The sequence below is a fragment of the Extibacter sp. GGCC_0201 genome (assembly GCF_017566055.1).
GTDB lineage: Bacteria > Bacillota > Clostridia > Lachnospirales > Lachnospiraceae > Extibacter.
Genome location: NZ_JABFCH010000011.1, coordinates 73,114 through 92,070, shown reverse-complemented (window position 1 = coordinate 92,070; position 18,957 = coordinate 73,114). Strand labels below are relative to the sequence as shown.

Sequence of the window (18,957 nt, the reverse complement as noted above, 5' to 3'; positions counted from 1 at the left end):
TTTCACAAAAAAAGAATGGTATGTGTCAGAAGAGCGATGAACTGTGCGTTCGTCGGCCTGACGTCGCAGTAACAGTTGGTCAGTTCCTGATAAGTTATCTTGGCATGTGAATGCCATAGTATGTCGATGGAGTTGCGGATAGCCCGCTCCACGGCGGAGGGGCTTGTGCTGTACGCGGCAGCGAGAGAAGGATATAGATTTTTCGTGATTCCTGAAAGATAACTTGTATCATTGATGCAGAGTGACAAAGCGCTTCTCAGATATAGATATCCTTTCAGCTTGGGAGAAATCTCAAGCCGGTTCAGCAGAAGCGTCAGCCGGCGGTTAAGCTGGATATCTACCGGTGTAGAAGTGTAAATATTGTTAGTCATGGCGTTTACCTCTCTTTTTTGAACATTATGCTTAAAAAAATAATAACAATAAGTCTGATTATAGGAAATATGCTATAATAAATCAATATCGGCATAGGGTAGAAAGTTTCCAAAAATGGAAAGGTGGAGAATTTTGAAAAACGAAAGAATAAAGTATATCATGCAAAAAAGAGGACTTACATTTGAAGATCTGGCATGGCTGAGCGGGGTTCCCTACAGTACGTTGACGAAGATTGGAAGCGGCGTGACGGAGAATCCCGGATTTTCCGCCATGGAGAAGATAGCAAGGGTGCTGGACTGTTCCCTGGACGAGTTTACGGACAGGGAGCCGAATGTGCCATACGACTTTTCGGATTATGTATATCGGTTTAAAAAGCTGCCGGACCCTATGAAAGAATATATAAAATACACGATAGACACCGAATACGACCAGATGATTCACAGCACTTCCCATGAAAAGATAAAAATGAAATGTTTTGAATTTACGAACATAGTACAGGGCCTGGCGCAGTATGACAGCAGGATAGAAAGAGATATAATGGTGAGCGATAATGAGATAAGCCGGCACTGTACCTTCTGTGTATATGTGAGCACACCAGTGCTTACTCCGAAGTTTCCGGAAGGCAGCCTGCTCGGGTTCCGTTATGATGATGATTATGATCCAAAGAACGGAGAGATATGGATTATAATGCGGGGAGGCTATCTGTATATGGGGAGAGTATATAAGAGGCACGATGACATATATATTAAGGCGTTAAATGGTACGATAGATGACTGGCATATCAATTCTCATACGCAGTATAAGAGGATAGGCAGGCTGGTCGGCGTCCTGAGGGAAGGCCATGTGGATGTAGGTGCAAACGGCCCGGTAAGGCAGGACAGGAAGAAGAGCCAGATAAGGAGAGCCAGACGATGACAGGACGTCTGGCTCTCCTTCGTGTACGTATCTGCCGGATGCCGATGTGTCTCGTCCAGAACATATAATATCCCGGTCCGGCATAGGATGTAGAGATATTACATAAATGGAATGATTACATGCTGAATTATCTGTGGGCAGGAATGATACTTGTGGGCATCATATTTGCCGCCTGTACGGGAAAGATGCCAGACGTGACGAATGCAGCCATAGACTCGTCCAAGGAGGCAATTACGCTATGCATCACCATGATGGGGGTCATGTCCTTCTGGGTGGGACTTATGGAAATTGCGACAAAAGCAGGAATTATCAAGAGCGTATCGAAGAAAATGCGGCCCATTATCCGGTTTCTCTTTCCGAGGCTTCCGGCTGACCATCCGGCTGCGGAGCACATTACGACCAATATGATAGCCAATATCCTCGGACTTGGATGGGCGGCCACCCCTGCGGGGTTAAAGGCCATGGATGGCCTGGCGGAACTGGAACGGGAGCGGGGCAACCCAGAATACCAGGATAAGAAGAGGCTGCTTGGAGGCGTGTCGAAAGGCCGTACCGCAAGCAATGAGATGTGTACCTTCCTGATTATCAATATCTCGTCCCTGCAGCTTATCCCGGTCAATATCATCGCTTACCGGAGCCAGTATGGGAGCGTGAATCCCGCCGCTATCGTAGGGGCGGCTATCGTTGCGACAAGCATAAGCACGCTGGCAGGAATCATCTATGCGAAGCTGATGGACAGAAAGTGAGTAGTCTATGACGATGACGGAATATATCAAACAGGTCAACGATGTTCTTCGTGACTTTATCTGGGGCCGGGGCATGCTCATCATCTTTCTTGCGGTCGGCCTTCTTTTTACGGTGCGTACCGGCTTCTTCCAGTTCAGGAAGTGGCGTGTCTGGCTCGGCATGACGCTTGGCCAGCTCTTTCGAAACAGGAAGGTAAGGCGTACGGATGACGAACAGTCCATGTCCCAGTTCCAGGCATTCTGTACGGCTCTGGCAGCCACGCTCGGCACGGGCAACATAACCGGAGTCGCTACAGCGCTCATCGCGGGTGGTCCCGGTGCCATATTCTGGATGTGGATATCTGCGGTGCTGGGAATGATGACCATGTATGCAGAAAATGTCCTGGGCATCCTCTACCGCTATAAGAACAGAAGCGGCAGATGGGTGGGAGGCGCAATGGTCTATATGGAGCGGGGGCTCGGCTGCAAGTGGCTGGCCGTCCTGTTCGCCGTGTTCTGCATCCTTGCCTCGCTCGGCATGGGCAATATGACACAGGCCAATGCGATGGCCGGAGGGCTGAAGGAAGCCTTCTATGTCCCCACTTTTGTCACCGGTCTGGCGGCCATGGTGCTGGTAGGCATGGTATTGTTCGGCGGCGTCCGCCGTATAGCGACCGTGACAGAACGGCTCATACCGCTCATCTCTCTCTTTTATATTGCAGGGGGAGTGATTGTGCTGGCGGCCAATGCGTCTGAGATTCCAAAGGCATTCCAGCTCATTTTTACAGAGGCCTTTAAAGTGCAGAGCGTGGGCGGAGGGGTGCTCGGCTACGGGATGCGGCAGGCAATGAAGACGGGAATCTCCAGAGGGGTATTTTCCAATGAGGCGGGGCTTGGCTCCTCTGTCATGGCCCACGCCGCATCGGATATAGACTCTGCCCCGGTACAGGGGATGTGGGCAATTGTGGAGGTGTTCATCGATACCATCGTATTCTGTACGGTGACGGCGCTTGTCATCCTTACTTCCGGAGTATACGACCAGCAGGGCTTCCTTGCCAATATAGCAAGAGGAGCAGAGAATGTAGACGGCACGACGCTGTGCGGAAGAGCGTTTGCCACGGTCATACCGGGCGGAGACAAGTTTATGGCGCTGTCCATGATATTCTTCGCTTTTGCTACGATCATAGGGTGGGCTTACTTTGGAGAAAGGACTTTTGCGTATCTGTTCGGTGAAAAATCTGCGACTCTATATAAGGTGATATATATTGTGGTGCTGCTTCCAGGATGCGTGATTGCCCCGGGACTTGTGTGGGAGATTGCCGATACGTTCAACGGATTCATGGCAGTACCGAACCTGACCGCCCTTATACTGCTGAGCGGCCAGGTGGTTAGAGTGACGAAGGAATATATGAGGAATTAAGTCCTGGCGGCGATGCTGCCGATGATACGCCGCTGCCTGGACGTCCTTTCTTTTGCAAAGAGGTAGCCGATAAGACCGCATATGGCAGCGGGAAGCATCCACTGGAATCCATATTCATATAGTGGAAGGCCGGCGATATGGATCGGAACCGGCAGATATTCCGATAGAGCTGACAAGGTGCTTACGACGATGGTTCCTGACGCGGCAGACCGATAGACGGCGGCGTCCGGGAGCCATTTTTCCATCAATCCCATGAAGACCAGAAGAACCAGCACTGGATATAAAATATTAAGTATCGGGGAAGCCAGTGCCAGTATCCTGGCTATACCAAAATTAGAGATTACATAGCTGATGCCTGCAAATCCAAACACAAACGCACGGTAGCTTACTCTCCCCTTTGTCTGCTTCTCGAAGAAGGAAGCGGAGGAGGATAAGAGCCCGATAGCAGGTGTCAGGCAGGCGGCGCATACAAGTACGCCGAGCAGTACCATCCCGCCCTCGCCGAGCAACGCCTTGACGATGGCGATGAGCAGTGCCACCCGGTCAATATCGGCAGAAAACTGCCCGCTAACCGTCGCCCCGAGATAGGCGAGGCCGCCGTACACGGCAAAGAGGATGAGCGTAGCGAGAAGGCCGGCGGCGGAGATGACCTTGAACTGGGATTTCGTATCATTGTAGCCTTTCTGCTTTATGGTCAGCAGTATGGAAGCGGAGAATATCATGGCTGCCATTACGTCCATCGTCTGGTAGCCGGCATTGATTCCGCCGCGGACAGCCGAAGAGGCGGCAGACTGAGTCTCCATAACGCCAAGTGGCGACACGATGCCTTTTAAGATGAGGAATAAAAGGGCAGCGAGAATCAAAGGCGCAAAGACGGTTCCGATGATATCGATGACTTTGGACTGCTTAAGACAGAACAGTACCACAGCGAGGAAAAAGAAGAGTGAAAATATCTTTGTGTCAAGCTTTGGAAAGAACGGAGCAATAGAAAATTCATACGCAGTGGCAGCAGTTCTTGGAATGGCAATGAGAGGTCCAAGGCATACCGCGTTCAGTGATAATATTAATATAGAAGGAAGCTTTCCGAGCTTCTCCGTAATGCCCTCTGTCCCCTTGCCCGTTCGCGTCACGACAAGCAGTGCCAGCAGGCTGAGTCCGATATCCATGATGATGAAGCAGAGGAAGCTTAAGAACCAGCTTCTTCCGTTTTGCAAGCCGAGGTAGGGAGGAAAAATCAGGTTCCCTGCCCCAAAGAACATGGCAAATATTGCAAATCCTATGATAGATATATTCTTTGTGTCTGTTCTGTTCATTCATTACACCTTCTGGCTTTCCATCTGTATTGACTTTATTCTATCGTTAATTATTAAACGAGACAAATTGGATGGGGTGTCTTGACAGGAAACTTTTAATGTGTTTATCTATTTATGGTAAACTTAAATTATAAATCATTGGGAAATACATATGAGTATTATCCTATCGGTTATTATTCATGGAAAAGGTGATTTATAGGAAACGGAGGCATTATGGCTATTGATGAGCATGTGGGGAAGAACATCAAGAAGTACCGGCTTGCATATAAACTGACGCTTGAAGAGCTGGCGAAGAAGATACATAAAAGCAAGTCGACCATGTCTAAGTATGAGAAGGGCCTTATATCTATTGATGTGTCAACGCTTAAGGAGATTGCGGACGTATTCCAGATATCGCCCGCGTATCTGCTGGCGGTACAGGATGAGGAGCTGCACGCCAGGCTGGAGCCGGGGGAATTTCTGGACAGGCAGTATATGTATTCCTACGATGGAAGGAGCAGGCGCATTCTGAAAAGTGTTATGGAGAGATACCAGATTCCGGGCTCGGAGCAGATAGGGATACAGCTGTTTTATGACGTCCAGGATGAGGAAAGCTGCGGAAACTGCAAGACATTCTACACCGGCTACAGCCGAAGGTATGAATTCGTGGAAAATTATAACCTGCAGAACCAGAACAACCCTACGGAGCAGGCGTGGATATGCTGCATCAACAGTCTGAACCGGACAAGCCGGAGGACAGGAATGCTGACAGGCCTGTCATACAAAACTATGATGCCCGTGGCGATTAAGGTGATGCTCTCTTCGGCAATACTAAAGGAAGACGATGGGCTGGTATCTTCCCTTCTGCTTACGAAGGAGGATATCAAGATATCCAGAAAATTCAATTTATTTACGATTGACCAGTTTATGGAATGAGGAGGAACAGAGTTTGGATACGAAAAAGGAAAAGAAAAAGGTCTCGCTGACGGTCTGGATTCTGGCAGCGCTTGTACTTGGCGTCATTGCGGGGCTGCTGCTGCAGACGAACAGTGATATAGCGGAGACATATATCAAACCGCTTGGAACGATATTCTTAAATCTTGTAAAGATGGTAGTGGTACCGGTCGTGCTGTTTTCTATCATGCAGGGGGTGATATCTCTCCAGGACATCAGGAAGGTAGGCTCTATCGGTGGCAAGACGGTCCTGTTCTATATGTGCACGACAGCGTTCGCGGTAACGCTAGGACTTGTGATCGCCAATGTGCTCAGTGTAGGCAGCGGGTATAAGCTGTCTTCGGAATCGCTGGAGGCATTCGAGGGAGTCACGGAGACGCCGTCATTTATAGATACGATAGTGAACATATTCCCGTCCAATGCCATCCAGCCTCTGGCTGAGGCTACCATGCTGCAGATAATCGTGATTGCCCTGTTCTTTGGATTTGGTATCATACTTGCGGGAGAGAAGGGCAAGCTGGCCGGAGCGGTTGTGGAGAGCTTTTCGGAAGTCTGCATCAAAGTGATGGGCGTCATCATCAAACTGTCCCCTATCGGAGTGTTCGGCCTGATTACTCCGGTCATAGCGACAAACGGCATGTCTATCCTTCTGCCGCTGATGAAACTGATAGGGGTCGTGTATCTTGTCTGTGCCGTGCATATGGTATGTGTCTATTCCAGCCTTGTCAGGGCGATGGCTAAGATGAGCCCGCTTACTTTCTTCAAGGGTATGGGCGAGGCTATGATATTTGCATTTTCCAGTGCAAGCAGTGTTGGGACGCTGCCTTTTAACATGGAATGTACACAGAAGCTCGGCGCCAGAAAGGAAGTTTCAAGCTTCGTACTGCCCCTCGGTGCTACGATTAATATGGATGGAACTGCAATCTACCAGGGGGTCAGCGTTATATTTATCGCGCAGATATTTGGCATGAACCTCACCATTTCGCAGCAGATTACGATTATACTGACCGCTACGCTGGCGTCCATCGGCACTGCGGGTGTCCCGGGTTCCGGCGTCATCATGCTTGCCATGGTACTGCAGAGCGTGGGGCTTCCGCTGGAAGGGATTGCCCTTGTGGCCGGCGTGGACCGTATACTCGATATGGCAAGGACTACGGTCAATATCACGGGGGATGCGGCATGCACCATCTGTGTGGATGCCTCCGAGAAAAAGAGGGAGCTGAAAAGGCCCCACAGCATGGAGGCGGACGGATAGCGGATGGTAACGAGATGGTAATGTGTGAGCATTGCATTTTCACCATGTTTCCATTATACTTTAAATGATATATGTAAAACAGGAGGCAGTCTTATCTGAGATTGTTGAATCGACAGTAGTGATAACCAGGAGGATATGATGACAAACTGGGATTGGGAAAGATTTGGGGAAGATATCCGCAGGACGGTGCAGGACGCGGTGGATACGAGGAATTTTGATAGATTGAACCAGACGATCAATGATACGATATACCATGCGGTGGATGGTATTGGAAAAGGGGTGCGCAGTGCAGGCGACGCGGTGGACAAGGGTATGCAGGACATGGCGCGCCAAGGCAGGCAGGCGCGGGAGAGAAGGACATACCGGAACCGTCCTTACCCCGGACAGTACCATGGCCGGAGCGGGTATGGGTACGAGGCTGGCGAAAGGCAGATGCCTGAACTGTATGCCAGGACAGGAAGCGCAAAGGCCGGCGGTGTCATCATGGCGGCTGCAGGATATATGCTGGGCGGAATTCTTCTGATTGGGCTGCCTGTCTATATGATAAGAGAGCTTGCAATCGGCAGCTTTGATTTTTTGTTCCAGCTTTTGTTCGGATCTGGTGTCATACTGCTCGGAGCCGGAGCGGTGCTGGCGGGAGCAGGCCATCACGTTCTCGGTAAAGTCAAGCGCTTCAACGCCTACATAAAAGGGATGGAAGGCAGAGAATACGGGGAGGTCAAGGTACTGGCGGAACGTGTGAAGAAACCGCCCAAGTTCGTCGTGAAGGACCTGGAGAAGATGATTGAGAAAGGATGGTTCAGACAAGGACACCTGGACAGACAGAGGACATGCCTTATGGTGACGCACCATGCATACCGCCAATACGAAGAGCTGATGGAACATACGGAGGCGCAGAAGCGGCAGGAGCAGGAAAGAAAAGCGCAGCAGGAAGAGACGGCTGAGAGCATGGATCCCCAGGTGCGGGACATTATACGAACCGGCGATGCATATATCAAGAAGATTCACGAATGCAACGACGCCATTCCGGGGGTAGAGATATCTGCCAAGATATCCCGTATGGAGACGCTCGTGGACCGGATATTCGACCGTGTGGAGCAGAATCCCGGCTGCGTGCCGGAGATACGCAGGCTCATGGAATACTATCTGCCGACTACGGTAAAGCTTCTGGAGGCATATGAGGAGCTGGACGCACAGCCGGTACAGGGGGAGAATATACTGTCTTCCAAGCAGGAGATTGAAAAGACGCTTGATACGCTGAACGCTGCGTTTGAAAAGCTGCTGGACAGCCTGTTCCAGGATACGGCGTGGGATGTGTCGTCCGACATATCTGTACTGAAGACGATGCTGGCACAGGAGGGCCTTACCAAAGACGACTTTTAGGCGAGAGAATATATGAGACCGGCACGGCCGGGCGGAGGATATCATTATGGAGAAAGAATTTGAACAGTTTCAGACGACCCCCACTTTGACATTGGATCCATTCCAGGAAGAGCGGCGTAGCGCCCCTCCTGCCAGGCAGGAAGAGGCTCAGGTATTTGATGAAAGCATCCTGACGGAAGAAGAGAGGAAAGCGGTGGATGCATTTGCAGATCAGATTGATTTGACGAACTCTTCTGTAATCCTCCAGTACGGCGTAGGGACGCAGAAGAAGATGGCGGATTTTTCAGAAAATGCCCTTGAAAATGTGAAAACGAAGGACCTGGGTGAAGTAGGTGAACTGCTCTCCGGTGTGGTGAAGGAACTCAAAAGCTTCGATGAGGAAGAGGATAAGGGATTCTTTGGCAATATATTTAAGAAGACGTCCAATAAGATAACGGCGATGAAGGCGAAGTATGCCAAGGCCGAGGACAATGTGAACCAGATATGCAAGGTGCTGGAAAATCATCAGGTGCAGCTGCTAAAAGATGTTGCTATCCTGGATAAGATGTATGACGTGAATCTTACGTATTTTAAAGAGCTATCCATGTATATTCTGGCGGGGAAGAAGAAGCTTATGGAAATACGGGGCAGCAGGCTTCCGGAACTGATGGAGAAGGCTCAAAGGAGCGGCTTACCCGAAGATGCCCAGGCGGCAAAGGATCTGGACGCTATGTGCAACCGGTTTGAGAAGAAGATACATGATCTGGAGCTGACGAGGATGATTTCTATCCAGACGGCGCCGCAGATTCGTCTCGTACAGGGCAATGATACGCTGATGGTGGAGAAGATTCAGTCCACTATCGTGAACACGGTACCGCTCTGGAAGAGCCAGATGGTGCTTGCCCTCGGTGTGGAGCATTCCGCGCAGGCCGCGGCGGCGCAGCGGGAAGTGACGGATATGACGAACGAACTGCTGAGAAAGAATGCCCAGAAGCTTAAGATGGCTACCGTGGAGACGGCGAAGGAATCGGAGCGTGGCATCGTGGATATGGAAACGCTTAAGATGACGAACGAATCGCTTATCTCCACTCTTGATGAAGTGATGCAGATTCAGCAGACCGGCCGCCAGAAACGCCGGGAGGCGGAGCAGGAGATGATGCGGCTGGAAGGTGAGCTGAAGGCGAAGCTCCTGCAGATGGGGTAATTGAAGACGGCACAATAATGTTAAGAAGGCAGGCTCACGTGTGGAGCCTGCCTTCTGATGTACTCTGATATATATGTCGGAGTGTACCAAGTGCCGGGGCGTACTCAGGGCTGGAAAGGAACCCCGGCTGGCAGCGGCAGTCAGATTACTCTGGGCGCCTTCGAAGGGCAGGCCAGACGGTCAGCATCATGGTAACAAAACAGGCGGTCCCTCCGATGAAGTTGGACACCGGTTCAGCCAGAAATACGCCGTCTGTACCTAAGCCGCATATGGCAGGCAGCCACAGTGTCAGTGGAATGACGATGACGACTTTTCGGAACAGGGAGAAGAATACCGCCTGTCTGGATTTGCCCAGGGCCACGAATACCGACTGTCCCGCAAACTGCAGCGCCATCATGAAGATGCCGAAGAAATAGATGCGCATTGCGGGTACCCCTTCCTTCATCAGACTGGTTTCGCTGCTGAACAAGTGGAGGAAGAAGTTGGGGAAAAAGAAAATTGTGGCCCATGCGGCTGTGGAGAATAAGATGGCCCATATGGTGGAAAAGCGGATAGCCGAGCGGACACGGTCATATTTTTCTGCACCGTAATTAAAGCTCATAACCGGCTGTGCACCGCTTGTCAGGCCGTTGACCGGCATGGTGACGATTTCCCGGACGGAGTTGATTACTGTCATGATGCCGACATAGAGGTCGCCGCCATAGCGCTGTAGTGTTGCGTTGCACATAATCTGTACGGAACCGTTCGTGACTGCCATCACAAAGCCTGACAGCCCGAGTCCTGTGATTTCCTTTACGAGTGCCGCTTCCGGACGCATATATGTTCCTGCTATACGCAGTATCGCTTTTGGGCCGGTGAGAAAACGGAACACCCAGACGGCAGAGACGAACTGGGAGAGGACGGTAGCCGATGCCGCGCCCCTCACACCCATGTGGAAGACGAAGATGAAAATCGGATCCAGTATCAGATTCAGCACTGCCCCGATGGAAACGGTCAGCATGCCGATGATGCCGAACCCCTGCGCGTTGATGAAATTGTTCATCCCAAGGCTTGTCATCACGAACAACGTGCCGCACAGGTAGAGTGTCAGGTATGCGTCCGCGTAAGGGAAGGTGGCATCGCTGGCTCCGAAAAGATAAAGAAGGGGCCGTTTGAACAGATAGCAGAGGATGGCGAGAAGCAGACCGGAGATAATAAGCATGGAGAACGAGTTGGCCATAATCTTCCTGGCGCGCTCTGTGTCCCCGCGTCCCCGCGCCATAGAGAACAGCGGAGCACCTCCCATGCCGAACAGATTGGCGAATGCGGTGATAATCGTAATGACAGGGAGCGTAAGCCCGATACCGGTGAGGGCCTGAGTTGAAGCGTGCGGGATATGTCCGATATATATCCGGTCTACTACATTGTATAGTACATTTATGAGCTGGGCCAGAGTCATGGGGATAGCGAGGCGCATAATGTTCCCCGCCACGCTGCCCTGCCCGAAATCATGTCTGCTGTCCATCTTACCACCGTCCTGTTGTAAATCTCTTACTGCATATAAGTATATTCTTTTTTTATCTGCCTTTCAATGGAGGAAATTAACCATAAAGCCGCGCGGTATGGCATATATTGATAATAAGCATCTATTATAAGGAAATGGTTTATGCGGTTATTCATGTATGTATCAGACTTCATCGTGCCACTCGTAATCTTTGGCATCGTGAGCTATGGGGTGCTGATGAAAGTAAATGTCTATGATACGTTTGTAAAGGGGGCGAAGAGCGGCTTCTTTACCGTCATCAAGATTATGCCTACCCTGATAGGCCTCATGGTGGCGGTGGGGATACTGCGGGCCTCGGGCTTTCTCGGCTTCATGTCCGGGCTTATTGGAAAGGCCACCGAATACATAGGTTTTCCCGGAGAGCTCGTGCCGCTCACCGTAGTCAAGATGTTCTCATCCTCCGCGGCCACTGGCCTGCTGCTGGATGCGTTCAAAGAATACGGGACAGATTCCTATATCGGCCTGATTGCCTCCATCAGCATGTCGTGCACAGAGACGATATTCTACACGATGAGCGTCTACTTTATGACAGCCAAGGTGACAAAGACCAGATATACGCTGTCCGGCGCCATGTTCGCCACCTTTGCCGGCCTCGTGGCGAGCGTGGTACTGGCAGGGATGATGGCATAGGGACAGGGGAAAACGAGATGGGGACGGAGGTTTTTTAAAAAACCTCCGTCCCCATCTCGTTTTCCCCTGTCCCTAATTTGTTTTATGGTGTCCCCATGTAATAAAAAGCCGCCGCAGTTAATTTGCGGCGGCCTTACTCTGGCCCGGTACTTTTGCAGAATGATTTTGGGGATATATTATTGGAAAATGTATGTACGGAGTATGTCGAAAGAGGCCGGGCCAGCGGTAAGCACTTTCTTGTGGAAATTTTCCTGGGTGAAGGTATCGCCCCATTTGTCGATGGCTTCTTTTTTCAGCTCCATAAATTCAACATAACCGATGTAGTACTTCAGGTAGTTTGCGGGGTCCGATATAATCAGGTCGTATATGTTTTCTATCGTATTGGCATCCTCGATGCCGTACTGCCGGAAGAAGGATACCGTATCCATCAGCTTCCAGCCATCGTAGTGGATTCCCATATCGGCCAGGGCGTACAGCCCTAATATCACGGAAGTATTACGCTGCAGCAGGGCGGCCTGCTCCTTGGGTATCGGTGCATAATAATAGCTGAGCATCTCGGTATAAGTGGCCCAACCTTCCGTGTAGCCCCCAAAATTTAGCAGATTGCGTATCGGATCAGGCTTCAGGTTCTGGAAGTATACGGTCTGGTACAGGTGGCCCGGATATCCTTCATGCGCTAGCGTAGTAAACAACGACAAGTCATCCGGCATATGCCCCTGGTTGATGTAGATGACATTATCCGTAGTGCTGTCGATGGCCGGAACCATGAAGAAGGCGGGGCTTAAATATTTTTCCATGGACTTCTGTACATATTTGATTTCAGTAGATACGTCAGGCGGGTCAGGAAAACTTCCTTTTAGCTTTGCCTTAAGGCCTGACAGGATGGAGACAGGATCCGTATCGGAAAGTGCAGGTGCCGCATTGGAAAATGTCTCCTTTGATGAGGAAGTGAGTATCTGCTGCATGGCGGTAAGGTCTTCCAATATCTGCGTCTGTGTGAGCTCCTTTAGCTCATTGACCGAACGACTTGAACCGGTCTCCCGTTTTACAACCAGTTCATAGTATTTACGTCCGTCCGGAAGATAGCACAGGCCGTTGTCGTTCTTACCTGTCGTACGCAGGGCCTGCAAAGCTTCTGCCAGTTTTTTATAAGAAGGGAAAATGTAGTCTTTTACATTTTCGTTGTTGCGTTTTACATAATCATCATAATCTGCCTGGTCGAGCTTCATGGCGTCCAGACGCTCAGTGAAGGAGGAGTAGAGGTAGTTGTCGTTCCCCATATTGATGAATGCATTGCATTCATCGATAATGTCATCCGCGGAATAAGATGCCATGAACAGCCCCTTGTCAGATTTGGCCTGCTCGAAGGCTATGATAGATTCAAAATATTCCGGCAGCTTTGTCATAAGCGTCAGGTATGTATCAATATCTTCTGCATTCTTAAACTGATATTCTGAGAGAAGTACCGGGAGCTGTGCCTGCGTACCCGTCAGCGGGGCCAGAGGCTCATCATACAATGCATATTTCGCCTCATCAAGGGAAATACCGAGATAATCATCCAGCACGTCGTAGGTCAGCTTATTTTTATCTGATAGCTGTGCACGGTTATGGGCGTGGAGCGATGCCAGGGCATTTTCCGCAGAGGCACTGATGGAGGCTGTGTCAGTAGTGCAGCTGCCAAAGGAGACAGGGGCCTCTTTAATTCCGTAATCGGATGGATTTTCTAATGTATAGTGAAGAGAAATCGTGTTGGAGGAAACTTCCTGGCAGAATAAGCTGTTCGTGTAAGCTTCAAATTTTGCGTCTGCACTGCCGCTGCCTCTGGAGCAGGATGCCAGAGCGGCAAGCGCGAAGAGGAGCGTGACGGTCAGGAAAAGCGATATTTTTTTTCGCATGTGGGCTCCTTGGATGTTTTATCTATAAATATGCAGGAACAGGCCATCGTATGAATGTTCCGCAGTTTCCACGGCTTGACAATTGATTTTCCTTATGTTACGATTTTTACCATATTAATAAAGCGTTGAAATAAAATCTAATAAGATGAAACGCGATGACGAAGAGAGTACGTCTTTTGACATTTTACAGAGATATCCTGAACCTTGGCGGCCGGTTGATGATGCAGGGCCGCATGGGGATGCTGAGAGGGATGAATGAAGACTGACGGAAGATGGCTTCTGAGTGGTGTACCGAACAGGGGGCATACGGTGGCGGTTAACGCCTGCGTGTGTTCCATGCAAGGCTGCAATGGGTCCGCCCTTTACTGCGGGAGAGTGCCGGGAGGCACTTGCTGAGGTCCCTGCCGTGAGGCAGAGATAAATAGAAGTGGTATCGCGGGTGAGCTCGTCTTCTCTGATTGAAGGATTAGGGAAGACTTTTTTTATTTCAACGGCAGGAGGATAAGAGATGGAAAAACAAAAGTATTATATTACGACAGCCATTGCCTATACATCAGGAAAGCCCCATATAGGGAATACGTATGAAATCGTGCTGGCAGATGCGATAGCCAGATATAAGAGGAGCCAGGGATATGATGTGTTCTTCCAGACCGGCACGGATGAGCACGGACAGAAGATAGAGCTTAAGGCGGAAGAAGCCGGCGTTACGCCAAAAGAGTTTGTGGACGGCGTTGCAGCAGATATCCAGGGCATCTGGAATCTGATGAACACTTCGTATGATAAATTCATCCGTACGACAGATGAGTATCATGAGAGGCAGGTACAGAAGATATTTAAAAAGTTGTACGACCAGGGAGACATATATAAGGGGCATTATGAGGGGATGTACTGCACGCCATGCGAATCCTTTTTTACAGAATCTCAGCTCGCGGACGGAAAATGTCCCGACTGCGGACGAGAGGTGCAGCCGGCAAAGGAAGAGGCTTATTTCTTCAAGATGAGCAAGTATGCAGACCGTCTGATTGAGCATATCAATACGCATCCGGAGTTTATACAGCCGGTATCCCGTAAAAATGAAATGATGAACAATTTTCTGCTGCCTGGGCTTCAGGACTTGTGTGTCTCCAGGACTTCATTCAAGTGGGGGATACCGGTGGATTTTGATCCGAGCCATGTTGTGTACGTATGGCTGGATGCACTAACCAATTATATTACCGGAATCGGCTATGACTGCGGGGGCGATAATACGGAACAGTTCAAAAGAGACTGGCCGGCGGACCTGCACCTCATAGGCAAGGATATTATCCGTTTTCATACGATATACTGGCCGATTTTCCTTATGGCGCTGGATCTGCCTCTTCCAAAGCAGATATTTGGACATCCGTGGCTGCTGCAGGGAGACGGCAAGATGAGCAAGTCAAAAGGGAATGTGCTGTATGCGGACGAACTGGTAGATTTCTTCGGTGTGGATGCGGTGCGTTATTTTGTTCTGCATGAGATGCCGTTTGAAAATGACGGAGTCATCTCATGGGAGCTGATGGTAGAGCGCATGAATTCAGACCTAGCTAATACGCTGGGCAATCTGGTGAACCGTACTATCTCTATGACGAACAAATACTTTGGAGGCGCGGTTACGGACAAAGATGTGACAGAGGATGTGGATCTGGACTTGAAGGCAGTCGTGGAAGCTACCCCGAAGGCAGTGGAAGCCAAGATGGAAGAACTGCGGGTTGCGGACGCAATCACGGAGATATTTAACTTGTTCAAGCGCTGCAACAAGTATATAGATGAGACGATGCCGTGGGCACTTGCAAAGGATGAAGAGAAAAAGGACCGGCTCGAGACGGTACTTTGCAACCTGCTGGAAAGCATCAAGGCCGGTGCGGTAATGCTGGAACCTTTCATGCCAGAGACATCCGCGAAGATTCTCAGCCAGCTCGGTAGCGGCAAAGTGACTGAGAAGCCGGAGATACTCTTTGCAAGGCTGGATTTAGAAGAAGTGCTGAAACAGGTAGAGGAACTGCACCCTCCGGTAACAGAAGTTCCGGAAGATGTCATAGACATCGAGGCCAGGCCGGAGATAACATTTGAAGACTTCGGAAAGATGCAGTTCCAGGTAGGCGAGATACTCGAGTGTGAAGAAGTACCAAAGTCCAAGAAGCTCCTCTGCTCCAAAGTAAGGGTCGGAAGCGAGATAAAACAGATTGTGTCAGGTATAAAAGCACACTATAAACCAGAAGAAATGGTCGGCAAAAAAGTAATGGTGCTGGTGAACCTGAAACCAGCCAAGCTCGCAGGAGTCCTTTCAGAAGGAATGCTGCTGTGCGCAGAAGATGCAGAAGGCCGCCTGGCACTCATGACACCAGAAAAAGAAATGCCCGCAGGCGCAGAAATCTGCTAAAGGGACACGTTAAATTTAATTGGGGACGGAGGAAAATGAGAAATACCCCGTCCCTAATTCAGAAAGGGACGGGGGAAATTGAGAAAACCTCCGTCCCCAATTGAGAGGAGATGGATTTGATTATGGATAAGATTAGAATTGGTATTGTTGGTTATGGCAACATTGGAAAAGGGGTTGAACTTGCGGTGGCCCGTAATGACGATATGGAGCTTAAAGCTGTATTCACCCGAAGGAACCCATCCGATATCAGCATTGCTACGGAGACTGTGGCGGTGAAGCATATTGATGACATGGCTTCTATGAGAGAGGATATTGATGTCATGGTACTCTGTGGGGGCTCCGCTACGGATTTGCCGGTCATGGGACCTGAAATAGTAAAGAACTTCAATACGATTGACAGTTTTGATACACATGCTAGAATTCCGGAATATTTTGAAAATGTGGATAAAGCGGCAAAAAGCGGTGGAAAAGTGGGGATTATTTCTGTAGGATGGGATCCGGGAATGTTCTCTCTTAACCGATTATATGCGGAATCCATTCTTGTGCAGGGAAGTACATACACATTCTGGGGAAAAGGCGTCAGCCAAGGGCATTCTGACGCAATCCGCCGTGTGGAAGGTGTAAAAAATGGAATTCAGTACACAGTACCTGTGGAAAAAGCTGTGGAAAGAGTCAGAAGTGGAGAAGAGCCGCAACTCACTATAAAAGAAAAGCACCTGCGGGAGTGCTATGTAGTCCCGGAGGATGGTGCTGACCTTAAGGCGATCGAACAGACTATCAAGACGATGCCAAACTATTTTGACGATTATGAAACGACCGTTACCTTTATCACAGAGGAAGAGCTGAAAGAAAATCACAGCAAGATGCCCCACGGAGGCTTTGTAATCCGCAGCGGTGAGACCGGAACAGTGGGAAGCAAGCACATTATCGAGTATTCACTTAAGCTGGATTCAAACCCAGAATTTACGGCCAGCGTACTCGTATGCTATGCAAGAGCGGCATACCGGCTCTCAAAGAGTGGAGAGGCCGGGGCCAAAACAGTATTCGATATTCCGCCGGCATTACTTTCCAACAAAACACCAGAGCAGTTAAGGGCCGAACTCTTATAGGGGACAGGGCAAAAATAAAAAGGGACACGTTAAAATGAATTAGGGACGGAGGAAATTTAAAAAACCTCCGTCCCCAACTACTTTTGGATTTGTGGAGGATTTTATGATTTTTGATACGCATGCGCACTATGATGATGAGCAGTTTGATGCAGACCGGGAGGGGTTGTTGAATTCTATGCAGGAAGGCGGTGTCGGTACTATCGTGAATATCAGCGCCTCGTATGACTCCTGCCGGAATGTTGTGGAGCTGGCTGGTAGGTATCCATTCATGTATGCGGCCGTAGGGATTCATCCAGACCATGTGGGCAGCCTGGACGAAAAGGTTTTTGACGAGATGGAAGGGCTGATGGACAACGAGAAAGTAGTAGCCGTGGGGGAGATAGGTCTTGATTACTACTGGGACAATGAATCCCACGATTTGCAGAGAAAGTGGTTCATCCGCCAGCTTGAGCTGGCCCGCCGGCATAATCTGCCGGTAGTGATACACAGCAGAGATGCAGCGGAAGATACGCTGGAGGTTATAAAGGAACATGCACAGGGGCTCAAAGGTGTAATTCACTGCTTCTCGTATTCCAGAGAGCTGGCCAGGGAGTATATCAAGATGGGCTTTTACATCGGCGTCGGCGGCGTCGTTACATTCAAGAATGCGAAGAAGCTCAAAGAAGTGGTAGAAGAAACACCCCTTACATCTATTGTTCTGGAGACAGACTGCCCTTATCTCGCACCGGAGCCATACAGAGGAAAGAGGAATAATTCTCTGTATATCCGGTACGTGGCAGAGGCAATTGCACGTATTAAAAATGTAGATTACGACACGGTCGTAGGACAGACAGAAGCCAATGCGATAGAATTGTATGGAATTTCAGACAATTTTGTTGTATAATAAAAATTAGCACATTATTCAGGAGTTAAGTAATATATGATGAGACCTACGCTCGGAAACCCGCAGAATACCATAGAGATACTGCAAAGATACGATTTTTCATTTCAGAAAAAGTTTGGCCAGAACTTCTTGATAGACACTCATGTCTTGGATAAGATTATCCTGGCCGCAGGCATCACAAAGGATGATATGGTATTGGAGATCGGTCCCGGAATCGGAACCATGACCCAGTATCTGGCAGGGGCCGCCGGAAAAGTTGTCGCCGTTGAGATTGACAAGAATCTCATACCGATTCTTTCGGACACGCTGAAAGATTATGACAATGTAACAGTCATCAACGAGGATGTGCTGAAGCTGGATATAAAGAAGCTGGCCGGTGAGGAACATGCCGGCCGGCCGATTAAAGTGGTGGCAAATCTGCCGTATTATATAACGACGCCCATAATAATGGGCTTATTCGAGCATGATGTACCGGTGGAGAGTATAACGGTAATGGTCCAGAAGGAAGTGGCAGACAGGATGCAGACAGGGCCCGGCAGCAAAGATTATGGAGCACTGTCGCTGGCCGTGCAGTATTACGCAGAGCCTTATATAGTAGCAAATGTACCGCCGAACTGCTTCATGCCAAGGCCGAAGGTCGGATCTGCCGTCATACGACTCACAAGACACGAGAAGCCTCCCGTTGAAGTAAAAGACGAGAGACTGCTGTTTGATATCATAAGGGCATCTTTTAACCAGAGGCGTAAGACGCTCGCAAACGGGCTGAACAATTCCGGCACGCTGGATCTGCCGAAGGAAGAGATTATCAAGGCGATAGAGAAGCTTGGGAAGGGTCCGGGTGTGCGTGGAGAGTCGCTCACGCTGGAGGAGTTCGCGCGGCTAAGCAACTACCTGTATCCCCTGATGGCTGCCGCCCCGTAAGCCGCACTTGCCGAATCCCCTGATAGATAACCGGATATGTCCGTAAGGACTTGAGAATGTGATATTTCGTCCGCCC

Annotated in this window: 16 protein-coding genes; 12 read left to right on the top strand and 4 right to left on the bottom strand. The window is 49.7% G+C overall.

Annotated features, from left to right (window positions below; translation table 11 throughout):
• Nucleotides 1-2: 2 nt before the first annotated feature.
• Nucleotides 3-371 (bottom strand): sporulation initiation factor Spo0A C-terminal domain-containing protein, encoded by a 369-nt coding sequence (locus tag HJV72_RS09550; protein ID WP_208070538.1) that lies wholly within the window; start codon nt 369-371, stop codon nt 3-5.
• 133 nt (nt 372-504) lie between these two features.
• Here HJV72_RS09550 and HJV72_RS09545 point away from each other — a divergent pair, with 133 nt between their 5' ends.
• From HJV72_RS09545 to HJV72_RS09535, 3 genes are all read left to right on the top strand, one after another.
• The gene (locus HJV72_RS09545; protein ID WP_243765600.1) at nt 505-1,287 is read left to right on the top strand and encodes a helix-turn-helix domain-containing protein; all 783 of its coding nucleotides are present in this window, start codon (nt 505-507) and stop codon (nt 1,285-1,287) included.
• A gap of 119 nt (nt 1,288-1,406) precedes the next feature.
• Nucleotides 1,407-2,033: a nucleoside recognition domain-containing protein gene (locus HJV72_RS09540; protein WP_208070534.1), complete on the top strand. Its 627-nt coding sequence runs from the start codon at nt 1,407-1,409 to the stop codon at nt 2,031-2,033.
• Between the two features lie 13 nt (nt 2,034-2,046).
• Nucleotides 2,047-3,432, top strand: coding sequence for an alanine/glycine:cation symporter family protein (locus HJV72_RS09535; RefSeq protein WP_208070559.1), 1,386 nt, complete (start codon nt 2,047-2,049; stop codon nt 3,430-3,432).
• Here the strand turns inward: HJV72_RS09535 and brnQ are convergent.
• A complete protein-coding gene (brnQ, locus tag HJV72_RS09530) occupies nt 3,429-4,745 on the bottom strand; it encodes a branched-chain amino acid transport system II carrier protein (RefSeq protein WP_208070532.1) in 1,317 nt (438 codons plus the stop codon). The two genes, HJV72_RS09535 and brnQ, sit on opposite strands and share 4 nt — an antisense overlap.
• A 213-nt stretch (nt 4,746-4,958) precedes the next feature.
• On the opposite strand from brnQ, the gene HJV72_RS09525 reads away from it, so the two are divergent.
• The 4 genes from HJV72_RS09525 to HJV72_RS09510 all read left to right on the top strand — a co-directional run bounded on the left by HJV72_RS09525 (nt 4,959) and on the right by HJV72_RS09510 (nt 9,499).
• Nucleotides 4,959-5,660 carry a helix-turn-helix domain-containing protein gene (locus HJV72_RS09525; RefSeq protein WP_208070530.1) on the top strand — a complete coding sequence of 234 codons (702 nt, stop codon included), beginning with the start codon at nt 4,959-4,961 and terminating at the stop codon, nt 5,658-5,660.
• 13 nt (nt 5,661-5,673) lie between these two features.
• Complete coding sequence (locus HJV72_RS09520; RefSeq protein WP_208070529.1) at nt 5,674-6,933, top strand: dicarboxylate/amino acid:cation symporter; 1,260 nt, start codon at nt 5,674-5,676, stop codon at nt 6,931-6,933.
• A gap of 135 nt (nt 6,934-7,068) precedes the next feature.
• Nucleotides 7,069-8,316 carry a 5-bromo-4-chloroindolyl phosphate hydrolysis family protein gene (locus tag HJV72_RS09515; protein ID WP_330618922.1) on the top strand — a complete coding sequence of 416 codons (1,248 nt, stop codon included), beginning with the start codon at nt 7,069-7,071 and terminating at the stop codon, nt 8,314-8,316.
• Nucleotides 8,317-8,362: 46 nt separating this feature from the next.
• Nucleotides 8,363-9,499, top strand: coding sequence for a toxic anion resistance protein (locus tag HJV72_RS09510; protein ID WP_208070527.1), 1,137 nt, complete (start codon nt 8,363-8,365; stop codon nt 9,497-9,499).
• 145 nt (nt 9,500-9,644) lie between these two features.
• Here HJV72_RS09510 and HJV72_RS09505 read toward each other — a convergent pair whose 3' ends face one another.
• Nucleotides 9,645-11,003 (bottom strand): MATE family efflux transporter, encoded by a 1,359-nt coding sequence (locus HJV72_RS09505; RefSeq protein WP_208070524.1) that lies wholly within the window; start codon nt 11,001-11,003, stop codon nt 9,645-9,647.
• A gap of 141 nt (nt 11,004-11,144) precedes the next feature.
• On the opposite strand from HJV72_RS09505, the gene HJV72_RS09500 reads away from it, so the two are divergent.
• On the top strand, nt 11,145-11,672 hold the full coding sequence (locus HJV72_RS09500) for a spore maturation protein (RefSeq protein WP_208070522.1): 528 nt from the start codon (nt 11,145-11,147) through the stop codon (nt 11,670-11,672).
• 176 nt (nt 11,673-11,848) lie between these two features.
• Here HJV72_RS09500 and HJV72_RS09495 read toward each other — a convergent pair whose 3' ends face one another.
• Nucleotides 11,849-13,567 (bottom strand): DUF885 domain-containing protein, encoded by a 1,719-nt coding sequence (locus HJV72_RS09495; RefSeq protein WP_208070520.1) that lies wholly within the window; start codon nt 13,565-13,567, stop codon nt 11,849-11,851.
• A gap of 508 nt (nt 13,568-14,075) precedes the next feature.
• Between HJV72_RS09495 and metG the strand changes: the two genes are divergently transcribed.
• From metG to rsmA, 4 genes are all read left to right on the top strand, one after another.
• Nucleotides 14,076-15,968 carry a methionine--tRNA ligase gene (gene metG / locus HJV72_RS09490; protein WP_208070518.1) on the top strand — a complete coding sequence of 631 codons (1,893 nt, stop codon included), beginning with the start codon at nt 14,076-14,078 and terminating at the stop codon, nt 15,966-15,968.
• Between the two features lie 122 nt (nt 15,969-16,090).
• Nucleotides 16,091-17,077 carry a diaminopimelate dehydrogenase gene (locus HJV72_RS09485; protein WP_208070516.1) on the top strand — a complete coding sequence of 329 codons (987 nt, stop codon included), beginning with the start codon at nt 16,091-16,093 and terminating at the stop codon, nt 17,075-17,077.
• 103 nt (nt 17,078-17,180) lie between these two features.
• Nucleotides 17,181-17,960: a TatD family hydrolase gene (locus HJV72_RS09480; RefSeq protein WP_208070515.1), complete on the top strand. Its 780-nt coding sequence runs from the start codon at nt 17,181-17,183 to the stop codon at nt 17,958-17,960.
• 36 nt (nt 17,961-17,996) lie between these two features.
• Complete coding sequence (gene rsmA / locus HJV72_RS09475; RefSeq protein ID WP_208070514.1) at nt 17,997-18,881, top strand: 16S rRNA (adenine(1518)-N(6)/adenine(1519)-N(6))-dimethyltransferase RsmA; 885 nt, start codon at nt 17,997-17,999, stop codon at nt 18,879-18,881.
• Nucleotides 18,882-18,957 lie beyond the last annotated feature (76 nt).